This window comes from Caballeronia sp. LZ034LL, from assembly GCF_031451215.1.
GTDB lineage: Bacteria > Pseudomonadota > Gammaproteobacteria > Burkholderiales > Burkholderiaceae > Caballeronia.
Map to the genome: position 1 here is coordinate 1136966 of NZ_JARUXR010000004.1, position 17868 is coordinate 1154833.

Here is a 17868-nt window from a genome sequence, read left to right on the forward strand (position 1 = left end):
CAATCCCAAAACGCTATCAGTTGATCCACTCCTGGATGCAGCGCCCATCGATTCAATCCGGGAATCAGGTAATAGCAATAAAAGATTGGACGCTCTTGCGGGGCGTCTCCACAATTTGAAGCATCGGAAGGCATATCAATAAAAAAGCCTCCATAACGATCCGGAGACAACAGCGTGAGCCTGCGCCCTGACTGCCCTTCATTTCCCCCGTTCCTGAATGTCGCTGCGCCGTCCGGCAAGGAGGCAGCACGATGAGCAACGCCGACGGCATCGTCGCTTCGTCGCATGCGGACGCCACCAGCGAGAAGCGCACGAAACATCGCTGGGTCGTGATGGGCCTGATCTTCTGCATCTGGGCCATCGCCTGCGCGGATCGCGCGAACTTCGGCATCGCCTTGCCGTATCTGAAGAAGGAATATCACATCAGCAACACCGAGGCCGGCCTGATCGTCAGCCTGTTTTCGTTCGCCTACGGCTTCGTACAGCTTCCGGTCGGCCTGCTCTACAAGCGGCTCAGCGAACGCACCGCCGGGCTGCTGTTCTCGGTCTTCATGATCCTGACGTCGGTGTTCACGGGACTGATGGGCACGACCTCGTCAGTGTTGTTGCTGATGACCTACCGCGTGGGGCTGGGCCTCTCGGAAGGACCGCTCGGCATCGGCTGCACCAACGTCATCAACCGCTGGTTTCCCAAACGCGAGAAAGGCACGGCCGCCGGCCTGTGGATCGCCGCGTCCAAGCTCGGTCCGTTGATCGTGCCTTCGGTCTGCATCATCGTGATCAATCTGTGGGGCTGGCGTGAGATCTTCTACGTCTTCGCCATTCCGGGCATCGTGCTGGCGCTCGTGTGGCTCGTGCTGGTGACCAACTCGCCCGATGAGAACCGCTTCTGCTCGCCCGCCGAGCGCCGCTATATCGCCGACGAATCGAACGACGGCCAGCACGGTGGACGCGCGCCCATCCGCACGCAAATGACGCCGATGCCCCGGCTCGACGCTATCAACCGCACCAAGCGCGTGCCGCAACTCGAGACGATCCGCCAGGTGTTCGGTTCATGGAACATCTTCGGCATTGCGCTGGGCTATGGCTGCATGATCGGCATCAGCAACATCTTCATCTCGTGGATCCCGACCTATCTGGTCACGGTAAAGGGCTTCGCCTCGGTGAAGATGGGCTTTCTCGCGTCGGCGCCGTTCATCGGCGCGGTCACGGGCAACGTGCTCGGCGGCATCATCTCCGACCGCCTGCTCGGCGGCCGCCGCAAGCCGATGATGATGCTCGGCGCGCTCGGCACGATGATCATGACCTTCCTGCTGATCGACGCACCCGACAGCGTCGCGTATCTCGGCGGTGCGCTGATGCTCGCGGGCCTCATGCTGGGCATCGGCTTCGCAGGCTATTCCGCCTATCCGATGGGGCTCGCGACCAAGGCCACCTACCCCACCGCGTTCGGCATCGTGAATTCGCTCGGACAGATTGGCGGCGCGTGCGCACCGCTCGCTGTCGGCCTGCTGCTCGACCGCTACAGCTGGACCGCCGTGTTCCTGTACATGGTCGGCACTGCGCTGCTGTGCCTGCTGTTGCTCATCAGCGTGGTCGAGCCGGTGGCGGGCGAGGAATCGTCAGCGAAGTAGAGTCGTGCAGCGGGTCGTCTGCGTTTCAAAGACCGTGCTCGACCATCGCGAGCAGGCGCTCCGCCAGCGGCCCGATCTGCGCGTCGTCCATCCCCTTCAGCGGGCCTTCGATCAGCAGCAGCGCGAAGCCATGCACCGCGCTCCACGCCAGGTATTCCGCGCCGTCGCGCCTCGTTGCATCGAGGGCGCCGGTCGTCACCATGTCGTCGAGCGCGCGGCTCAGCAACTGGAAGGGATCGAGTCCGCCCGGCCCGGCGCCGTACGCTTCCGCATGCTCGCCCCATTCCGTGCGCGACGCCGCAAAGGCCGTGCGGAACAGTCCCGTTTCTGACTGCGCGAAGCGCAGATATCCGGCGCCGACCGCCCGCAATCCGGCGCGCGCCGCATCCGCGCGGCTGCGCTTCCTGGGCCGCGCCGCCAGCTCCTCCTCCATCGCCTGCGCGACGTACGACAACGCCGCCGAGCGCACCGCCGACAACAACTCCTGACGGCTGTCGAAGTGCCGATACGCCGCGTTCGGCGCGACGCCTGCGCGGCGCGTGGCCTCGCGCAGGACGATGGCATCCGGCCCGCCTTCGCGAGCGAGTTCGATACCCGCATCGATCAGCGCACGTCGCAAGTCGCCGTGGCGATACGTGCTGCGCTGCATTCCGTTCGTCATGGGCGGCATGTTATTTCAGATTATTCAGGTGTTTGCCGATGTGGACACTGTCCATTATCTCTGCTACTTTTTGTGGACGGTGTACACAAGCAAAAATAAATCCGCGTCGCAGGCAAACGCAACGGAAGGAGACGCTCATGAACCCGTCGAACGATCGTGCGCAGGAAACGGAAGATGTCCGGCGCATTCGTGCGTTGATCGAAGCATGGCGGCAGGCGGTGCTCGCCAAGGATGTCGACGCGCTCGTGCGTCATTACGCAGCGGATGTCTTCGTGTTCGACGTCGTGCCGCCTGCATCGGTGAGAGGCGTCGAGCCGTATCGCGAGCACTGGCAGCGCTGGTTCGACAGCATGAAAGCTCCGCTTGCATTCGAGATGCGGGACGTGGAGGTCGCGGCAAGCGGTGACCTGGCCTTCGCGCACACCGTCAACCGCGTCGCCGTGGGCGAGCAGGAAGACATCGTGCGCGCCACCGTATGTTTCAGGAAGATCGGCGGCGAATGGCGTGTCGTGCACGAACACGCCTCCGTGCCGCTGATGATGGATATGGACCCGGACGAGAAGTCATAACCCAAGGAGCGGACATGCAAGTGCAACCCTATCTGTTTTTCGAAGGCCGCTGTGAAGAAGCGATCACGTTCTATCGCGAGAAGCTCGGCGCGCAGGTCGTCATGATGATGCGCTACAGCGAGAATCCCGAAGCCGGAAAAGATCAGGGCAGCGACGGCGGCTGCAACATGCCGCCCGGATCGGAGAACAAGATCATGCACGCGGCACTGACCATCGGCGACTCCGTCGTCATGGCGTCCGACGGCTGGTGCAACGGCAAGCCGGAATTCAAGGGCATCTCGCTCTCGCTGACCGCCAACGACGAACAGCAGGCCGAGCAGTATTTCAACGCGCTGTCCGATGGCGGCCAGGTGCAGATGGCCATGGCGTCCACCTTCTTCGCCAAGCGCTTCGGCATCGTCGCGGACAAGTTCGGCGTGTCGTGGATGGTGCTCGGCGGTCTCGAACATCCGTCCGCTCAACGCTAGCCGCACACGGCGGGAACACGGCTTGCGCGCTTTTCATCGCCTAAACCGAAAGGAGAAGCGACATGAGCAACTACGCCGGACGTTCGCAGGAAGACCGCATCGCGCAACGCAAGGGCAAGCAGCAAACGTCGCAGGAGCAGACAGGCGGCCCCATGGCGCAGCCCGGAACCGAGCCCGACCGCGACCGCAGTTGCGGCGAACTGACCGAGGAAGGCAAGCAGGTATGGCGCACGGGCTCGGGCATCGACGGAGGCGGAAAGACCTGACCCGCATAGCGGCCATCGAAAACGTGGAACAATGGCGGCGTGCCGGTCTCCTTCCATGACCGGCGCGTCTCGCATTCGACCGACAGGAGTTTTCGATGAGCGCCCCGCGCAAGAACCATCTTTCAGGCTCGGACATCCCCGCTGACAAAGCCGGTGATCGTCCAAGCCGCGAGGAAGCCGAAGCCGCCGTGCGTGTGCTGTTGCGCTGGGCCGGCGACGACCCCGCTCGGGAGGGCCTGCTCGACACCCCGGGCCGTGTCGTACGCGCCTACGAAGAATTCTTCGCGGGCTATACGCAGAATCCGCATGAGATCCTGGCGCGCACGTTTTCCGAAGTGCAGGGCTATGACGAGATGATCGTCCTGAAGGACATTCGTTTCGAAAGCTACTGCGAACATCATATGGTGCCGATCATCGGCCGCGCGCACGTGGCGTATCTGCCGAACGAACGCGTCGTCGGCATTTCGAAGCTGGCGCGGCTCGTCGATGCCTTCGCCAAGCGTCTGCAGATTCAGGAGAAAATGACCGCACAGATCGCCGACACGCTGAACGAAGTCTTGCAGCCGCTCGGCGTCGGCGTGATTCTCGAGGCCGCGCATCAGTGCATGTCCACGCGCGGCGTGCACAAGGCCGGCGTTTCGATGGTCACCTCGCGCATGCTTGGCTCGTTCCGCGACGACCCGTCCACGCGGCGCGAATTTTTGTCCATCGTCGGCAATCAGAACGCGTTCAGCGTCTCCAACACCTGATCGGCCGATCCTGCATGTAAAAGGGCCTCGCTCGCTGCGAGGCCCTTTTCGTTTCATCGCGCACGCGACGGGTTCATGCGCCGTAGCCGTTGCCCGGCGCATCGGCGCCCGACCCTTCGCGCACCTTGCCTTGCGATACGTTGCTTCCCGGCGGCACGCTATGCGTGAGCCACACATTGCCGCCGATGACCGAACCCCGGCCGATCGTCACGCGGCCCAGAATGGTCGCGCCGGCATAGATCACCACATCGTCTTCCACGATTGGATGCCGCGCATTGCCCTTGACGAGCGAGCCGTCGCTGCTCGACGGGAAGCTCTTCGCGCCGAGCGTCACGGCCTGGTACACGCGCACGTGCTGGCCGATGATCGCCGTCTCGCCGATCACGACGCCCGTCCCGTGGTCGATGAAGAAACTCGGCCCGATGGTCGCGCCCGGATGGATGTCGATGCCCGTCAGCGAATGCGCGATCTCGTTGATAAAGCGCGCCAGCAAGGGCACGCCGAGCTTGTGCAGCGCGTGGGCCAGACGATGATGCGTCATGGCCCAGATGCCCGGATAACACAACAGGATTTCGGTGATGTGCTGTGCCGCCGGGTCGCCGCTGAAAGCCGCCTGAATGTCGCTGACGAGCAGCGCGCGGATGGCCGGCAACTGTTCGCCGAACTCGCGTGCGATCGCGAAGGCGCGCGCGCTGACTTCGGCGTCGGCAGAGTCGCGATGCTCGGGCAGAAACCGCAGCGCGCGGCGAATCTGCTCGTGCAGCAGACGCAAGGTGCTCTCCAGCGTCTGGCCGACGTAATAGTCGACGCTTTCGTCGGTCAGATCGGGCGCGCCGTAATGCGTGGGGAAAAGCGCGGAGCGCAGGCCGTTGACGATCCTGACGATCGCCTCGCGCGACGGCAGTTCGCGTATGCCCAGCGGATGACGCGTGCGATGCAGTTCCTCGCGCGACTGGCGCAGGTCAGCGACGATTCGCGCGAGGCCCCATTCCTGTGCGGCGTCGCGGGAGATCTCGTGAGAAGGTTCGAGCGGCGATACGGCGCCGAACTTGGGCGTGTTCTGCATGGGCGGGCATGGATCGAGGGAAAACCGCCGCCGTGACACGCGATACGTAACGCGCACGGCGGATGAAAGATCAAGCGTAACCGGTTTTGCCCCGCCTTGCCGCACGGCGCCTGATGTGTCGCGTGCCGTGTACCGCGGCGTTACGTGAACACCGTCACACCGTTACGTTACTGGCGTCGATCCAGCGCACGGCCCAGTCGCGCGCGTGCGCGATGGCCTCGTGTTCGTCGCGGAAGCGCAGGTCGGTGGGAAAGAAGCGGTTCGCGACGAGTTCACCGTCACTCGATCGCGAGATCACCACGTAGGGCTGGTAGCTGCCATCTCCGGCCCGGGCGGGCGCGCAGTTTAGAAGGTAGCCTCGATGTGAAAAGGCTGCATCGTGTTGCATGAGTCACCTGTGTGAAAGTGCCCTGCTCGTTCGAATGGCAATGCGCTTCGTAGACGGCGTGTGGGATGCGTCCTCCTGATTGCCCGCATCCCGTCTTGCAGTTTGCCGCCGACAGGTTCCAAATGATACTTGCTGGAAATCGGCTTGGGGTTGAAAAAAAATCCCGAAAATTTTCGTTTGCCTGCAAGGCGCGCTATGACAGGGGCCGCGGCTCCGTCGCCAGAAAGCCGGAACGAACCTTGCGAGCCAACCGGATGGTTCAGATCCAACGGAGCAATGCGATGAACAACGCTGAAGCAAACGAGCCGCAGGACAAGCAGACGAAGCGCGCCGCCGATAGTCCGATCAAGACGCCCGGCTCCGAAACCGCGCATGTGCGGATGGAAGATGCGCAGAAGGCCGCCGCGGGCGGCGAGGCGCATGCGGGCGCGGGTGCCCGGAGCGGCGTGCGCGCGGAGACGACGCGCGATGGCATGCACGTCGGACCGCAAGGCACCTATGAAAGACCGCCGCGCGGCGTTGATATTGCCAACGACGAGGGCCCTGACGACACCGTCGATGCCGACGGCAAGAATCGCGAGGCAAAGCGCGACATGGAAATGCGCGCGCATGAGCCGGACGCGGTGATCAATTCGAACGCGACGCCGGTGAATCATGTGCCCGAAGCCGGCGACGGCCTCGGCGGCTTCGACAGCCGTCCGGCGCGCAACGGCCTGCTGCTCGCACTGGAGCGGGGTTATCGGATGATCGATCGCGGCATGGTCGCGCCGACGGTTCCGGAAGTGGAAGATCGCGTGCGCTTCGAAGGGCGCGACGCCCACGGCCATACCTTGCGCGGGCGCAAGCACTACGCGCTCAATCACTTGCGCCCGTCCCGGCTGTTCGAGATCGATCGCGGCTGAGGTGGGTTTCGGCTCGCGAGAAGAGTAAAGCCGCATCTATGATGCGGCTTTATTCATTCGATAGCAGTATCGGCCGAAGCCGAAGCCTCACTTCTTTTCCTTCGGCTCGTCATCGGACTCGATGCGGGTCACGCCGCCCGTCGCGGGAGGATCGCTCGCCGGGAAAGTATCCTCGACGGCCTTGTCGAGATCCTCTTCGTCACGTTCGGAATGCGGGTGTTGTTCCTTGGTGGTCATTGCTGGCTCCTTAAGTTGTGGTGGACGCACGGATACCTGCAACGCGCGTGCCTCGGCTTTAAATTGAACTAATGCAGCAGGCACGATGGTTGCGCATGCTTAATCGCGACCATGCGCCGCACAAAAACAACGCGACTGACCGTAGATCGATAAAGGGGAAGGCCAATGACCACGATCCATGCGTACGACGGCTATCAGAACAACACGGACGACACGGAAGACCTGCAGGCACTTCCCGCAACGCAGCAGCCGCTGACCGCACCGGAACAACGCTTCACCTCCGCGATGGCGTGTCTCGGCGCCGCTTACGCGCTCTCATGGGCCGAATTCGCGCTGGCGCTCGCTATCGGCCTGCCGGGCGATGCGTCGAGCCATCCGGTGGCGGCGTCGATCGTTTCGCGCGTGCTGATCGGCATGCTGTATGTGTGCGTCGCGTCGCGGCTGCAATGGGCGCGCTGGCTCACGGTCGCCATCGGCGTTATTTCGGTGGCGCTGGTGGCGCCGACCATCGGCATGCAATGGCATGCGTTCCCTGCCGCCGCACTGGTCTGCGGCGCCGGTCTGGTCTGCAAGCTGGCAGCGTCGCTGTATCTCGTCTCGCCGATGCCGCCGCGCATTGCAAAGCGCTGAAACGGTGGCGCATTCGAAACCCCACGTTTGTAATCCATGAAGCGGGCGCGGCTGTTTCGCGCGTCCGCCGGCTCGCACAATGCAAGGCGGTTTATCGTTATTACTCACGCCCTAGCTTGCGAGCCCACATCATGAAAATTGCCGTCATTGGCGCGACCGGCACGGTTGGCCAGGCTGTCGCTACCGAACTCAAAGCCCGCCACGAAATCATCGAGATCGGCGCGACGCGCGGCGCGCATCGCGTCGACTTGATGGACCTGAACAGCATCAAGCGCCTCTTCGAATCCATCGGCCGGGTCGATGCCATCGTCGCCGCCGCCGGTCATGTGCACTTCGGCGAACTCGTGAAGATGACGCCCGAGCAATTCCGCCTCGGCCTCGACGACAAGCTGATGGGTCAGGTCAATCTCGTCCTCACCGCGCGCGATCATCTCAACGACGGCGGCTCATTCACGCTGACGAGCGGCATCGTCGGCGCGGAACCGATCCTGCAAGGCGCGAGCGCGGCCGCCGTCAATGGCGCAATTGAAGGCTTCGTGCGCGGCGCCGCGATCGAACTGCCGCGCGGCCTGCGCATCAACGCCGTCAGCCCGACGATGCTCGAAGAAGCACGCGAAAGCTTCGGCCCTTACTTCCGCGGCTTCGAGGCCGCCAGCGGCGCGCGCGTGGCGCTGGCCTACAGCCGCAGCGTCGAGGGCGCCGAAACGGGCCGCGTGTATTGCGTGCATTGAGCTGCGTGCATTGAGTGACGCCGCTGTTCGCTGCGAAGTGTGCATGGAGCATGACAAGACGATCGTCTAAGCTCGGCGCTTCATGACGAATGGAGCGGCGCCATGCAGTGGACCCGGGACGACTATCGCGTGAGCACGGACATCGAGTCCTTCGACTTCGACGTCATTCATCGCTACCTGAGCGAAGAGGCTTACTGGTCGCCCGGCATTGCGCGCGAGAAGGTGGAGCGCGCGGCGCGCCATTCGCTTGCGTTCGGACTGTTCCTGCGCGACGAGCAGATCGGTTACGCGCGCATGGTCACCGATACCGCCACCTTCGCCTATCTCGCCGACGTCTTCGTGCTGTCCGCGCATCGCGGCGCGGGCCTGGGCGTGTGGCTGATCGACTGCGTGATGGCGCATCCCGACCTGCAAGGGCTGCGCCGCATGATGCTGGTCACCTCCGATGCCCACCGTCTCTACGCGCGCCACGGCTTCGTGGCCAGCGCGCATCCGGAGCGCATCATGGAGAAGGTCGGCCGCCCGTGAGCGCTTTCAGCCGCCCTGCACACCTTGAGTGTTGACGTAGAGCGCATAGAGGCCATGGCTCGCCGCCATGAACAGACGGTTGCGATGCCGTCCGCCGAAACACACGTTCGCGCAGCGCTCGGGCAAGTCGATATGGCCCAGCGCTTCGCCTTCCGGCGAGAACACGCGCACGCCGTCGAGTTCCGCGTCGCCCATGCCCCAGCCGCACCACAGGTTGCCGTGGATATCGACACGAAAGCCATCCGGCGTGCCCGGTCCCGCATCGATGACCAAGCGCGGTTTGCCGAGCCGGCGGCCGCCGTCGAGCACGTCGAACGCGAAGATCTTGCGCGGCGCCGAACGCGATTCGACCACATACAGCACGGATTCATCCGGCGAGAACGCCAGGCCGTTCGGTCCGATGAAGTCGTCGATCATCATCGTGATCTCGCCGCTCTGGCCATCCACGCGATAGACGCATGGCTTCAGCTCCGCCGCGGCCTTCTCGCCTTCATAGAAGCCGTCGATGCCGAATGCGGGATCGGTGAACCAGATCGAACCGTCCGACTTCACGACGACATCGTTCGGCGAGTTCAGCGGCTTGCCCGCGTAACGGTCCGCGAGCACGGTGATGGAGCCGTCGTATTCCGTGCGCGTCACGCGCCGCGTCAGATGCTCGCAGGTCACGAGGCGTCCGGCGCGGTCGCGCGTGTTGCCGTTGGCGTTGTTCGACGGCTTGCGGAACACGCTCACCTGGCCGCTCTCTTCGTCCCAGCGCAGGATGCGGTTGTTCGGAATGTCGCTCCACAGCAGCGCGCGCGCGTCGCCGAACCAGACCGGTCCCTCGGACCAGCGCGTTCCCTGATAAAGACATTCGACCGATGCCGCCGCCACGCGCAACGCGTTGAAGCGCGGATCCAGCACACGGATGGCGGGGTCGGGATAGCGGCGCGAATCACTTGACATGGTTGTTCGTCTCCTTGAATGCGGTTATGAACGCGGCATCATGCGGGCGGCATGGCGTCGAGCGCGGCCACGGACCGGCGCAGTCCGTCGAAGATGCGCTGCGCGACCCGCGCCGGGAAGTCGCCGGGCAACTGCGCCGTGACTTCCTCGATGACCGCCGGCGTGCGCTCGATGATCCTCTGGATGACCGGCTCGGCGTTCTCGCCGAAACCGCACTTGAGCGCCAGCGCATTGAAATGCCGGCGCCGGATGTCGCGAAAGGCGTAATGCCGGCTCTTGCCCGGCAGCGCCATTGCGAGCCTGGCCTTGTGCCACGACCACTGGTTCGCGCCATCGCCTTCCACCGGCCAGATCGACATGACGTCGTACAGCGGCGTGAGCCGATACAGCCCGCCGCGCAGCAGATGCAGGCTGAAGTTCTTCGCGTGTCCGTCCGGCGCGGCGAGCAGCCAGAAGAGCAGTTGCGTGGTCAGCAAGGTTTCGAGGTCGCGCCGCGCCGCACTCGACTGTTGCAGCACGCGCGCCAGATCCAGCACGCCGGGACCGCCGTCGTGCTCGTACTTGAGGTGCGGCGGCAGGCCGGTTGCCTGGCAGAAATCCTCCTGCGGCAGGCGCAGGATCCAGGTGCCGTCGGGATGCGTGCGGCGGTCGAAACGCTCCACCACCAGCACGCGCCGCGCGCCGAAGGTCGCAATCTCCACGTGCGCCGCCGGCAAACCGAACGCGCGCAGCAGGCGCATGCAAAGCCATTCGTTTTCGACCGACGTGGTCAGGTCCGCGCGCCGATTGCCCACCAGGCCGAGCGGCAGTTTCAGGATGTGCGTGGTCGGCGTCGCGCCGTGCGGCCTGAGCCAGCGCCCGTCGTGACGCAGCAGCGCGGTCTTTTCCTGCGCGCCGGCGAGCGAGATGCGGAAGTCGTCTTCATCGTCGACGCCGAACGACAGGCCGCCCGCCACCTGGTTCAGCAGCCGCTCGATGTCGTCCTCGCCGAGCGTCTCGCCCTCGATGCGCTCGACGCCCTCGGGCACCTCGTCTTCACCGAGCAACTGCACCGCGCCCACGCAATCGCGGCCGATGGCCTGCAGGAGATCGAAGGCATCGAGACTGCCGGTCTGGAAGCGCTGGGCAATGCGCCGGCGGATCGCTTCGCTGTCGGGCAGCAGGTTGTCGAAGTAATTCAGCACGGCCTCGCCGCGCAACGGTGCGCCGTCCAGCGGCACCGGCAGCGAGAGCGACAGCGCGCGCGCCTCGTCGGAGCGCAGCCACGCATCGTCGTACAGCAGTTCGGCCGGGCCGCGCGCGGGCAGACGCCAGGTCGCCACGCGCAGACCGTTGGCCCAGACGGACAAGGCCCGGGAATGAGGCCGCCGTCCGGCCATTACCAGTTCGCTCCGTCCGGCTCGCGCAACTCGAGCAAGCCCGTTTCGGGCCGGTCCTGAACCAGCAATTGCAGGCCGTAGACGCCGAACATGGCCAGCATCTGATCCAGCGTCAGCGCGCGAGCGTCCCGTTCGAGCGTCGATACGCGGCTCTGGCTGATGCCCAGGCGCGCCGCCGCCTGCGCCTGCGTCAGGCCGGCGCGCCTGCGGCCGGCAGCGAGCACATGGCCCATGTGTCCCACGGTTGCGATGACTTGATGCATGGCGGGCATATCTGCGAGAAGAATAAACGCATTTTATGCGTCACGCAGATATGCGTCAAACCATGCGGCTTATCTGTGTCGCACATAAACGCCTTTTATTCTTGACACAGATAATTGCCTGCCTCGCTTCAGTTCGGTCCCAGTTCGCCGTCCCTGAGTCGCCACAAAGCCAACGGATTGTCATCCGCGAGCGCGGCCGGCAGCAGCGCGGCCGGCAGATCCTGATAGCACACCGGACGCAGGAAACGCTCGATCGCCATCGCGCCGACCGACGTCGAACGGCTGTCCGAGGTCGCCGGAAATGGGCCGCCGTGCACCATCGCGTACGACACCTCGACGCCGGTCGGGAAGCCGTTCGCCAGGATGCGCCCGGCCTTGCGTTCGAGTACCGGCAACAACCGCCGCGCGACGTCGATGTCCTCCTTGTCCATCAGCAGCGTCACGGTCAGCTGGCCTTCGAGATGGCGCGCAACGGCGCTCATCTCCGCTTCGTCGCGGCACACGACGATCACCGAAGTCGGCCCGAAGATCTCCTCGGCCAGTTGCGGCCGCGCGAGAAACTCGTCGGCGCTCACGCGATACAGCGCCGGAAGCGCGCCGCTGTGCGCCTCGTTCTCCGTGCCCGTGGCAATGCGCGTGGCGCTTTCGTCGCGCTTGCCGACGCCGTCCGCATAAGCCGCCGCAATGCCCGCGGTGAGCATGGTCTGCGTGCCCTTCTTCTCCAGCGCGGCCGAGGCGCTGTCGATGAAGTCGTCGAGACCGGGGCTATCGAGGCCGATCACGAGGCCCGGATTGGTGCAGAACTGGCCGACGCCGAGCGTGACCGAATCGATGAAGGCAGCCGCCAGCGTGGTGCCGCGCGCGTCGAGCGCGGCGGGCAGCGCGAACAGCGGATTGACGCTGCTCATCTCGGCGAAGACGGGGATGGGCACGGGACGCTTCGCCGCGATGTCGACTAGCGCAAGCCCGCCGCGCCGCGAACCGGTGAAGCCGACCGCCTGAATGGCCGGATGCGCGACGAGCGCCTCGCCGATCGCATTGCCTTCGCCGACCACCAGCGAAAACACGCCTTCGGGCAGGCCGCTGTCGGCGACGGCCTTCTGCACCGCGCGCCCGACGAGTTCGGCGGTGCCCAGATGCGCCGGATGCGACTTCACGACGACGGGACAGCCCGCCGCGAACGCCGATGCGGTGTCGCCGCCCGCCACCGAGAACGCCAGCGGAAAATTGCTGGCGCCGAACACGGCAACCGGTCCGACGGGAATCTTTTGCAAACGCAGGTCGGAACGGGGCAAGGGCTTGCGATCGGGCTGCGAGGAATCGAGCGTCGCGCAGAGCCAGCGGCCCTCGCGCACGAGCGATGCAAACAGGCGTAACTGCCCGACCGTGCGGGCCCGTTCGCCTTCGAGACGCGCCTTCGGCAGCGCGGATTCGGCCATGGCGCGCTCGATCAGCGGATCGCCGAGCGCGATGATGTTGTCCGCGATCGCCTCCAGGAACTGCGCACGCGTTTCGAACGGGGCGTTGCGGTAGGCGTCGAAGGCGGCGTCCGCGAGTTCGCAGGCGCGCGCGACTTCGGCCGCGCCGCCGCCGCCGAAGGTCGGCTCCAGGTCTACGTTGCGCGCGGGGTCGAACGCGCGGAGCGTGGCGTCGGTGCCCCGCACGGCCGATGCGCCGATCAGCATCTCTCCGGTGATCTTCATGTCAGCTCCTCATGGTGATGGCAGGGGAGCGGCCAGCCTGCGCTCGCGCCGCCCGCTAATGCGAAGACTCGCGGCCTGCACAAGCGTTCCATGCAATCCGCGATGGAAAGGCGTGAAGCAAATGCGATGCACGGTCGCGGCGGGCAGGCGTGCACTTGCACCAGACAGAAGCTACAGGCCCTGAGAACGGCGCGTCAAATCAGACTCAGGACTTCGTCGCGGGCTTGCGGAACGTGATGTGCGCGATGCGCCGCACCAGCAGCACCGCGACCAGCGCGGCGACGGCCGTCAGCATCACGCCGATGTGAATCGACTGCACGAGGGCATCGCGGGCGGCGTCGAACAGCGCGGGCGCGTCCAGGCCGGCCGCGTTGAGTTCGCCGAGCAGATGCTCGCGCAGCGCTTCGTCGACGAGAATGCGCGGATCCGCCATGCGCGGCAGCCACTGCGCCGAGACCTGCGGACCGAGCACGCTGACCGTGCGCTCGACGACGCTCGCGTAATGATGCGCGACGATCGTCCCGACAATGCTCGTGCCCATCATGCCGCCGACCATGCGGGTCGATTGCAGCAGCGCCGTGGTGATGCCGAAGCGCTCGCGGCCCGCGATCTCCTGCCCGAAGATGTTCATGTTGTTGAGGATGAAGCCCAGGCCGATGCCGATGGCGGCCATCGGCAGTTCGATCCAGACATGCGGCGTCGCGATGCGCGCGAACGCCAGCGCCACGGACGCGACCAGCAGCAGCGTAAAGCCGATCGACAGAATGTTTACCGGCTTCTTCATGTGAATCACGATGCGCGTGTTGATGAAGCTGCCGAGCGCGATACATGCAGCGATGGGCGTCGCGAGCAGGCCCGCCTGCTGCGGCGACAGGCCGAAACCGCCCTGCAGCAGCAACGGCGCGAAGAAGATCAGCGAGAACATCACGAAGCCCGCCAGGAACGACAGCGTGAACAAGGTGTTGAGCTGGCTGTCGCGGAAGATGTCGAGCGGGATGATCGGATGCGTTGCGCGCCGTTCGCAGATCAGCAGCGCCACCGCACAGACCGCCACGCCCACGCCCAGCGCGATGTTGCCGGTCGTGAAGCCGTCTTTCGGCAGCGCCTCGATCAGCGCCTGGAAGCCGCCGAGCACGAGTCCGACGAGCGCCGCGCCGGTCCAGTCGATCTTCACGCCGCCCGCGCGCGGCCGGTGCAGGTTCGGCAGGTGCGACCAGATGAAGTACAGCGCCGCGATGCCGACCGGCAGATTGACGAGGAAGGTCGAGCGCCAGCCCCAGTGCTCGCTCATCCAGCCGCCCAGCGAAGGCCCGGCCGCCGTGCCGATGCCGTACGCCGCCGCGAGCACCACCTGCCAGCGCACGCGGGTGCGCGGATCGGGGAACAAGTCGGGAATCGAGGCGAACGCGGTGCCCACCATCATCCCGCCGCCCACGCCCTGCAGGCCGCGCGCGAGCACGAGGAACAGCATGTTCGGCGCGAGTCCGCACAAGACCGAGGCCAGCGTGAACACGATCACCGCCGCCACCACGAAGCGCTTGCGCCCGAAGTAGTCGCCGAGCCGCCCGAACACCGGCACCGTCACCACCGACGCCAGCAGATAGGCGCTCGCGATCCACGCATAGAACTCGAAGCCGTGCAGCTCGGCCACGATCGACGGCAAGGCCGTGCTGACCACGGTCTGGTCGAGCGCGACCAGCATGTTGACGAGACCGATGCCGAGCATCGCGTAGAGGGCGGTTCTGAAAGCGAGGGCGGGTGCGGCGGGCGGCGTCTGGGTCACGGTGAGTCGGGCAGGCAGGCTGAAGAAATGCTACAAGGAGATCGCGGCCACCGAATTAAGCGGCCGCTGATGCCGAGAAGGACGAATTGTACGGCCTGCCTTGCGCGGGATCGACCTTTCGCCAAAAAGCCGCACGGCACGGCAAGACGCGCGCCTTATCATCCGGGGCACGGCGGGACACGCACCGCTCGCCGTTCGCCACTCGATCGTCTTCAGGGGGAAATCGTCATGTTCCAACGCATTCTCGTCGCCATCGACGGCAGCCGCACCTCGAAACACGCGTTCGACGCCGCGCTCGATCTCGCCGCCACGCATCACGCGGTCATGCAGCCGTATTACGTCGTCGAGACGGGCCCGATGTACATGGACGTGCCCGGCTACGATCCGACCTCGCTGCAAAAGAGCCTGATGGAACAAAGCGCGGAACTGGCGCGCGACACCACCGCCGCCATGCAGGCGCGCGGGATTGCCGGCGATGTGGTGACCGTCGAGGCCACCGCGAGCGACGACGTCGCGACGCTCATCATCCAGGCAGCTGCGGCCTTCAACGCCGACCTGCTGATCATGGGCACGCACGGCCGCAAGGGCTTTCGGCGTCTGATCCTCGGCAGCGTGGCCGAACGCTGCCTGCGCCAGGCGACGCTGCCGGTCTTGCTGATTCCATCCGCCGCGGGAGCCGACGAGAAAGCCGACGAAGAAGCCGCGGACGCCTGATGTAAAAAATGCTGTACGGGTTTCAGCCTGCGTCAATTTTCCACGCTGGGGGCGCAAAACAGCGTGGGAAAATCGTTTGTCTTTCATCAACAAACGAAGCCCATGAGCGCACTGTCCGACACCCACCGCGCGCGGCGCAACGCAGCGAATTGCTCCACCTGCGCCATGCGTCATCTCTGCATGCCCGAAGGACTCTGCGCCAGCGACGTCGCCAAGCTGGAAAACATCATCTCCGTCACGCGCAAGGTCAAACGGGGCGAAGCGCTGTTTCGCACCGGCGACCGTTTCGACGCCCTGTTCGCGCTGCGCGCCGGTTCGCTCAAGAAGGTCGTCACGCAGGACGGCGGCCGCGAACAGGTCACCGGCCTGCTGCTGGCCGGTGACGCGCTCGGCTTCGAGAGCATCGAGGAAGGCGTGCATACCTGCGACGCCGTCGCGCTGGAGGACAGCACCGTGTGCGTGGTGCCCTACACGCTGTTCGAGCGCATGTGCCGCGAGACCGACGCCTTGCAGAAGCGCCTCCACCGCATGATGAGTCACGCGCTGAACCGGGAAGTGAATCACGTCGTCAGGCTCGGCATGCTGCGCGCCGACGAACGCGTCGCGCGCCTGCTGCTCGACATTTCCTCGCGGCTCTCGCGGCGCGGTTATGCGGCGTCCGAGTTCACGCTGCGCATGACGCGCGACGACATGGGCAGCTATCTCGGCATGACGCTCGAAACCGTGAGCCGCACGCTGTCGCGCTTCGACCGCTCCGGGCTGATCGAAACGCAGGGCAAATTCATCCGCATCCGCGACTTCGACGGTCTGCGCGCCGTCTGAGCTCCGCCCCGCCCGGCGCGGACCTGCAGCCGATTATTTCCCGAGTGAGAATAATCGGCGCTCATTTTTCAGTTGGCACGCTGCTCGCTACGCATTAGGCTCTTTAGCCTAGCTGGCCTGCCAAGGAGAATGAGCGAGATGAATCGCGAACCTTCACTGCGTCACCCTCTGCTCGAACGCCTCGCCGAGGCCCGACGCGTCACCGACGAACTCTTCGGCGTCGTCAAGCCTGAACATCTGTACGACAGGCCGATTGCCGAGCGGCACCGGATTGTGTTCTACATCGGGCATCTGGAAGCCTTCGACCGCAATCTGTTCGACCAGCGCCTGTTCGACCTGCCGAGCCCGAATCCCGCTTACGACCAGCTGTTCGCGTTCGGCATCGATCCGGTGGACGGCGGCCTGCCCAGCGACCAGCCCGCCGACTGGCCCACGCTCGACGAAGTGCGCGCCTATCGCGACACGCTACGCGCGGCGATCGATGCGTGTTTCGATCCGGTCGAACTCGCGACGGCCCCGCTTTCTCCCGACGATTCGCCCGCGCAACTGCTCGAAGTCGCCATCGAGCATCGTCTGATGCATGCGGAAACGCTCGCGTACATGCTGCATCAATTGCCGGTCGATAGAAAAATTGCCCCGTCCGATGCCTTGTCCGACCGCCGCTCGGAGCGTCCGCTCGCGCATGAAACCGTGCGCGTGCCGGCCGGTTCGGTGACGCTGGGTCTGGCGCGCGACAGCGGCCTGTTCGGCTGGGACAACGAATTCGGTGAACAGCGCGTCGACGTGCCCGCGTTCGAGATCGACCGCCACATGGTCACGAACGGCGACTGGCTGCGTTTCATGGAGGCCGGCGGTTATGCGAACCGCGCCGTCTGGGACGACGCCGACTGGACATGGAAGGAGGAACAGCGCATTGCGCATCCGGCCTTCTGGATTCCGTCGGGCGGCGCGTGGACCCTTCGCACGATGTTCGACGAGATCGCGCTGCCGCTCGACTGGCCGGTCTTCGTGAGTCATGCGGAAGCAAAGGCGTACGCCCGCTGGGCCGGCAAGAAGCTGCCGAGCGAGGCGCAATGGCAGCGCGCGGCCCTGGGTGCGCCGCATGTCGCGGAAGGCAACTTCGATTTCCGCCGCTGGGATCCGTCGCCGGTACAGGCGCATCCGGACAATCGCAGCGAGTTCGGCGTGGAAGGCCAGTTCGGCAACGGGTGGGAATGGACCTCGACGGAGTTCGCGCCGCTGGACGGCTTCGAGCCGTTCCCGTTCTACCTGGGCTATTCGGCCAACTTCTTCGACGGCAAGCACTTCGTCATCAAGGGCGGTTCGCCGCGCACGGCTGCCTGCATGCTGCGGCCGAGCTTCCGCAACTGGTTCCAGGGGCATTACCAGTACGTGTATGCCGGGTTCAGGTGCGTCAGCGCGTGATCAGTG

Annotated in this window: 21 protein-coding genes; 12 read left to right on the forward strand and 9 right to left on the reverse strand. The window is 65.2% G+C overall.

Annotated features, from left to right (window positions below):
* Nucleotides 1–251: 251 nt before the first annotated feature.
* On the forward strand, nucleotides 252–1634 hold the full coding sequence (locus QCE83_RS32640; RefSeq protein ID WP_309820727.1) for an MFS transporter: 1383 nt from the start codon (nucleotides 252–254) through the stop codon (nucleotides 1632–1634).
* A 25-nt stretch (nucleotides 1635–1659) separates the two neighbouring features.
* On the opposite strand, the gene QCE83_RS32645 is transcribed toward QCE83_RS32640, so the two are convergent.
* Nucleotides 1660–2295 carry a TetR/AcrR family transcriptional regulator gene (locus tag QCE83_RS32645; RefSeq protein WP_309820728.1) on the reverse strand — a complete coding sequence of 212 codons (636 nt, stop codon included), beginning with the start codon at nucleotides 2293–2295 and terminating at the stop codon, nucleotides 1660–1662.
* A 137-nt stretch (nucleotides 2296–2432) separates the two neighbouring features.
* On the opposite strand from QCE83_RS32645, the gene QCE83_RS32650 reads away from it, so the two are divergent.
* The 4 genes from QCE83_RS32650 (at nucleotide 2433) to folE (ending at nucleotide 4346) form a co-directional block, all read left to right on the forward strand.
* Entirely contained in the window at nucleotides 2433–2864 is a 432-nt protein-coding gene (locus QCE83_RS32650) for a nuclear transport factor 2 family protein (protein WP_309820730.1), read from the forward strand.
* 14 nt (nucleotides 2865–2878) lie between these two features.
* Nucleotides 2879–3331: a VOC family protein gene (locus QCE83_RS32655; protein WP_309820732.1), complete on the forward strand. Its 453-nt coding sequence runs from the start codon at nucleotides 2879–2881 to the stop codon at nucleotides 3329–3331.
* A 62-nt stretch (nucleotides 3332–3393) separates the two neighbouring features.
* Entirely contained in the window at nucleotides 3394–3597 is a 204-nt protein-coding gene (locus tag QCE83_RS32660; RefSeq protein ID WP_309820734.1) for a hypothetical protein, read from the forward strand.
* Between the two features lie 95 nt (nucleotides 3598–3692).
* Nucleotides 3693–4346, forward strand: coding sequence for a GTP cyclohydrolase I FolE (folE, locus tag QCE83_RS32665; protein ID WP_309820737.1), 654 nt, complete (start codon nucleotides 3693–3695; stop codon nucleotides 4344–4346).
* A gap of 73 nt (nucleotides 4347–4419) precedes the next feature.
* On the opposite strand, the gene epsC is transcribed toward folE, so the two are convergent.
* Complete coding sequence (epsC, locus tag QCE83_RS32670; RefSeq protein WP_404986041.1) at nucleotides 4420–5412, reverse strand: serine O-acetyltransferase EpsC; 993 nt, start codon at nucleotides 5410–5412, stop codon at nucleotides 4420–4422.
* A 154-nt stretch (nucleotides 5413–5566) separates the two neighbouring features.
* Entirely contained in the window at nucleotides 5567–5800 is a 234-nt protein-coding gene (locus QCE83_RS32675; protein ID WP_309820740.1) for a hypothetical protein, read from the reverse strand.
* Between the two features lie 281 nt (nucleotides 5801–6081).
* On the opposite strand from QCE83_RS32675, the gene QCE83_RS32680 reads away from it, so the two are divergent.
* Nucleotides 6082–6702, forward strand: a complete 621-nt coding sequence (locus QCE83_RS32680) for a DUF3005 domain-containing protein (protein WP_309820742.1) — start codon at nucleotides 6082–6084, stop codon at nucleotides 6700–6702.
* Between the two features lie 87 nt (nucleotides 6703–6789).
* Here the strand turns inward: QCE83_RS32680 and QCE83_RS32685 are convergent, their stop codons facing one another.
* Nucleotides 6790–6939, reverse strand: a complete 150-nt coding sequence (locus QCE83_RS32685; protein ID WP_309820744.1) for a hypothetical protein — start codon at nucleotides 6937–6939, stop codon at nucleotides 6790–6792.
* 165 nt (nucleotides 6940–7104) lie between these two features.
* Between QCE83_RS32685 and QCE83_RS32690 the strand changes: the two genes are divergently transcribed.
* The 3 genes from QCE83_RS32690 to QCE83_RS32700 all read left to right on the forward strand — a co-directional run bounded on the left by QCE83_RS32690 (nucleotide 7105) and on the right by QCE83_RS32700 (nucleotide 8828).
* Nucleotides 7105–7569: a hypothetical protein gene (locus QCE83_RS32690; protein WP_309820746.1), complete on the forward strand. Its 465-nt coding sequence runs from the start codon at nucleotides 7105–7107 to the stop codon at nucleotides 7567–7569.
* A gap of 128 nt (nucleotides 7570–7697) precedes the next feature.
* Nucleotides 7698–8300, forward strand: coding sequence for a short chain dehydrogenase (locus tag QCE83_RS32695; protein WP_309821206.1), 603 nt, complete (start codon nucleotides 7698–7700; stop codon nucleotides 8298–8300).
* Between the two features lie 102 nt (nucleotides 8301–8402).
* On the forward strand, nucleotides 8403–8828 hold the full coding sequence (locus tag QCE83_RS32700; protein WP_309820748.1) for a GNAT family N-acetyltransferase: 426 nt from the start codon (nucleotides 8403–8405) through the stop codon (nucleotides 8826–8828).
* Between the two features lie 6 nt (nucleotides 8829–8834).
* Here the strand turns inward: QCE83_RS32700 and QCE83_RS32705 are convergent, their stop codons facing one another.
* From QCE83_RS32705 to QCE83_RS32725, 5 genes are all read right to left on the reverse strand, one after another.
* The gene (locus QCE83_RS32705) at nucleotides 8835–9773 is read right to left on the reverse strand and encodes an SMP-30/gluconolactonase/LRE family protein (protein ID WP_309820750.1); all 939 of its coding nucleotides are present in this window, start codon (nucleotides 9771–9773) and stop codon (nucleotides 8835–8837) included.
* Between the two features lie 38 nt (nucleotides 9774–9811).
* Nucleotides 9812–11152, reverse strand: coding sequence for a type II toxin-antitoxin system HipA family toxin (locus QCE83_RS32710; protein ID WP_309820752.1), 1341 nt, complete (start codon nucleotides 11150–11152; stop codon nucleotides 9812–9814).
* Nucleotides 11152–11415 carry a helix-turn-helix transcriptional regulator gene (locus QCE83_RS32715; protein ID WP_309820755.1) on the reverse strand — a complete coding sequence of 88 codons (264 nt, stop codon included), beginning with the start codon at nucleotides 11413–11415 and terminating at the stop codon, nucleotides 11152–11154. Before QCE83_RS32715 ends, QCE83_RS32710 begins: the two co-directional genes overlap by 1 nt.
* A 128-nt stretch (nucleotides 11416–11543) precedes the next feature.
* Entirely contained in the window at nucleotides 11544–13118 is a 1575-nt protein-coding gene (locus tag QCE83_RS32720; RefSeq protein ID WP_309820757.1) for an aldehyde dehydrogenase (NADP(+)), read from the reverse strand.
* A gap of 205 nt (nucleotides 13119–13323) precedes the next feature.
* The gene (locus QCE83_RS32725; protein ID WP_309821207.1) at nucleotides 13324–14844 is read right to left on the reverse strand and encodes an MFS transporter; all 1521 of its coding nucleotides are present in this window, start codon (nucleotides 14842–14844) and stop codon (nucleotides 13324–13326) included.
* Nucleotides 14845–15129: 285 nt separating this feature from the next.
* Here QCE83_RS32725 and QCE83_RS32730 point away from each other — a divergent pair, with 285 nt between their 5' ends.
* The 3 genes from QCE83_RS32730 (at nucleotide 15130) to QCE83_RS32740 (ending at nucleotide 17862) form a co-directional block, all read left to right on the forward strand.
* Nucleotides 15130–15615 (forward strand): universal stress protein, encoded by a 486-nt coding sequence (locus QCE83_RS32730; protein ID WP_309820758.1) that lies wholly within the window; start codon nucleotides 15130–15132, stop codon nucleotides 15613–15615.
* Between the two features lie 102 nt (nucleotides 15616–15717).
* Nucleotides 15718–16437, forward strand: coding sequence for a helix-turn-helix domain-containing protein (locus QCE83_RS32735; RefSeq protein ID WP_309820759.1), 720 nt, complete (start codon nucleotides 15718–15720; stop codon nucleotides 16435–16437).
* A 138-nt stretch (nucleotides 16438–16575) separates the two neighbouring features.
* Nucleotides 16576–17862 (forward strand): SUMF1/EgtB/PvdO family nonheme iron enzyme, encoded by a 1287-nt coding sequence (locus QCE83_RS32740; protein WP_309820760.1) that lies wholly within the window; start codon nucleotides 16576–16578, stop codon nucleotides 17860–17862.
* The last annotated feature ends 6 nt before the right edge of the window (nucleotides 17863–17868 follow it).

Excerpts from the sequence above, each read along its gene's own strand:
- QCE83_RS32640 (WP_309820727.1), top strand. The coding sequence starts at position 252 with ATGAGCAACGCCGACGGCATCGTCGCTTCGTCGCATGCGGACGCCACC.
- QCE83_RS32645 (WP_309820728.1), bottom strand. The coding sequence starts at position 2,295 with ATGACGAACGGAATGCAGCGCAGCACGTATCGCCACGGCGACTTGCGA.
- QCE83_RS32650 (WP_309820730.1), top strand. The coding sequence starts at position 2,433 with ATGAACCCGTCGAACGATCGTGCGCAGGAAACGGAAGATGTCCGGCGC.
- QCE83_RS32655 (WP_309820732.1), top strand. The coding sequence starts at position 2,879 with ATGCAAGTGCAACCCTATCTGTTTTTCGAAGGCCGCTGTGAAGAAGCG.
- QCE83_RS32660 (WP_309820734.1), top strand. The coding sequence starts at position 3,394 with ATGAGCAACTACGCCGGACGTTCGCAGGAAGACCGCATCGCGCAACGC.
- folE (WP_309820737.1), top strand. The coding sequence starts at position 3,693 with ATGAGCGCCCCGCGCAAGAACCATCTTTCAGGCTCGGACATCCCCGCT.
- epsC (WP_404986041.1), bottom strand. The coding sequence starts at position 5,412 with ATGCAGAACACGCCCAAGTTCGGCGCCGTATCGCCGCTCGAACCTTCT.
- QCE83_RS32675 (WP_309820740.1), bottom strand. The coding sequence starts at position 5,800 with ATGCAACACGATGCAGCCTTTTCACATCGAGGCTACCTTCTAAACTGC.
- QCE83_RS32680 (WP_309820742.1), top strand. The coding sequence starts at position 6,082 with ATGAACAACGCTGAAGCAAACGAGCCGCAGGACAAGCAGACGAAGCGC.
- QCE83_RS32685 (WP_309820744.1), bottom strand. The coding sequence starts at position 6,939 with ATGACCACCAAGGAACAACACCCGCATTCCGAACGTGACGAAGAGGAT.
- QCE83_RS32690 (WP_309820746.1), top strand. The coding sequence starts at position 7,105 with ATGACCACGATCCATGCGTACGACGGCTATCAGAACAACACGGACGAC.
- QCE83_RS32700 (WP_309820748.1), top strand. The coding sequence starts at position 8,403 with ATGCAGTGGACCCGGGACGACTATCGCGTGAGCACGGACATCGAGTCC.
- QCE83_RS32705 (WP_309820750.1), bottom strand. The coding sequence starts at position 9,773 with ATGTCAAGTGATTCGCGCCGCTATCCCGACCCCGCCATCCGTGTGCTG.
- QCE83_RS32710 (WP_309820752.1), bottom strand. The coding sequence starts at position 11,152 with ATGGCCGGACGGCGGCCTCATTCCCGGGCCTTGTCCGTCTGGGCCAAC.
- QCE83_RS32715 (WP_309820755.1), bottom strand. The coding sequence starts at position 11,415 with ATGCATCAAGTCATCGCAACCGTGGGACACATGGGCCATGTGCTCGCT.
- QCE83_RS32720 (WP_309820757.1), bottom strand. The coding sequence starts at position 13,118 with ATGAAGATCACCGGAGAGATGCTGATCGGCGCATCGGCCGTGCGGGGC.
- QCE83_RS32725 (WP_309821207.1), bottom strand. The coding sequence starts at position 14,844 with ATGCTCGGCATCGGTCTCGTCAACATGCTGGTCGCGCTCGACCAGACC.
- QCE83_RS32730 (WP_309820758.1), top strand. The coding sequence starts at position 15,130 with ATGTTCCAACGCATTCTCGTCGCCATCGACGGCAGCCGCACCTCGAAA.
- QCE83_RS32735 (WP_309820759.1), top strand. The coding sequence starts at position 15,718 with ATGAGCGCACTGTCCGACACCCACCGCGCGCGGCGCAACGCAGCGAAT.
- QCE83_RS32740 (WP_309820760.1), top strand. The coding sequence starts at position 16,576 with ATGAATCGCGAACCTTCACTGCGTCACCCTCTGCTCGAACGCCTCGCC.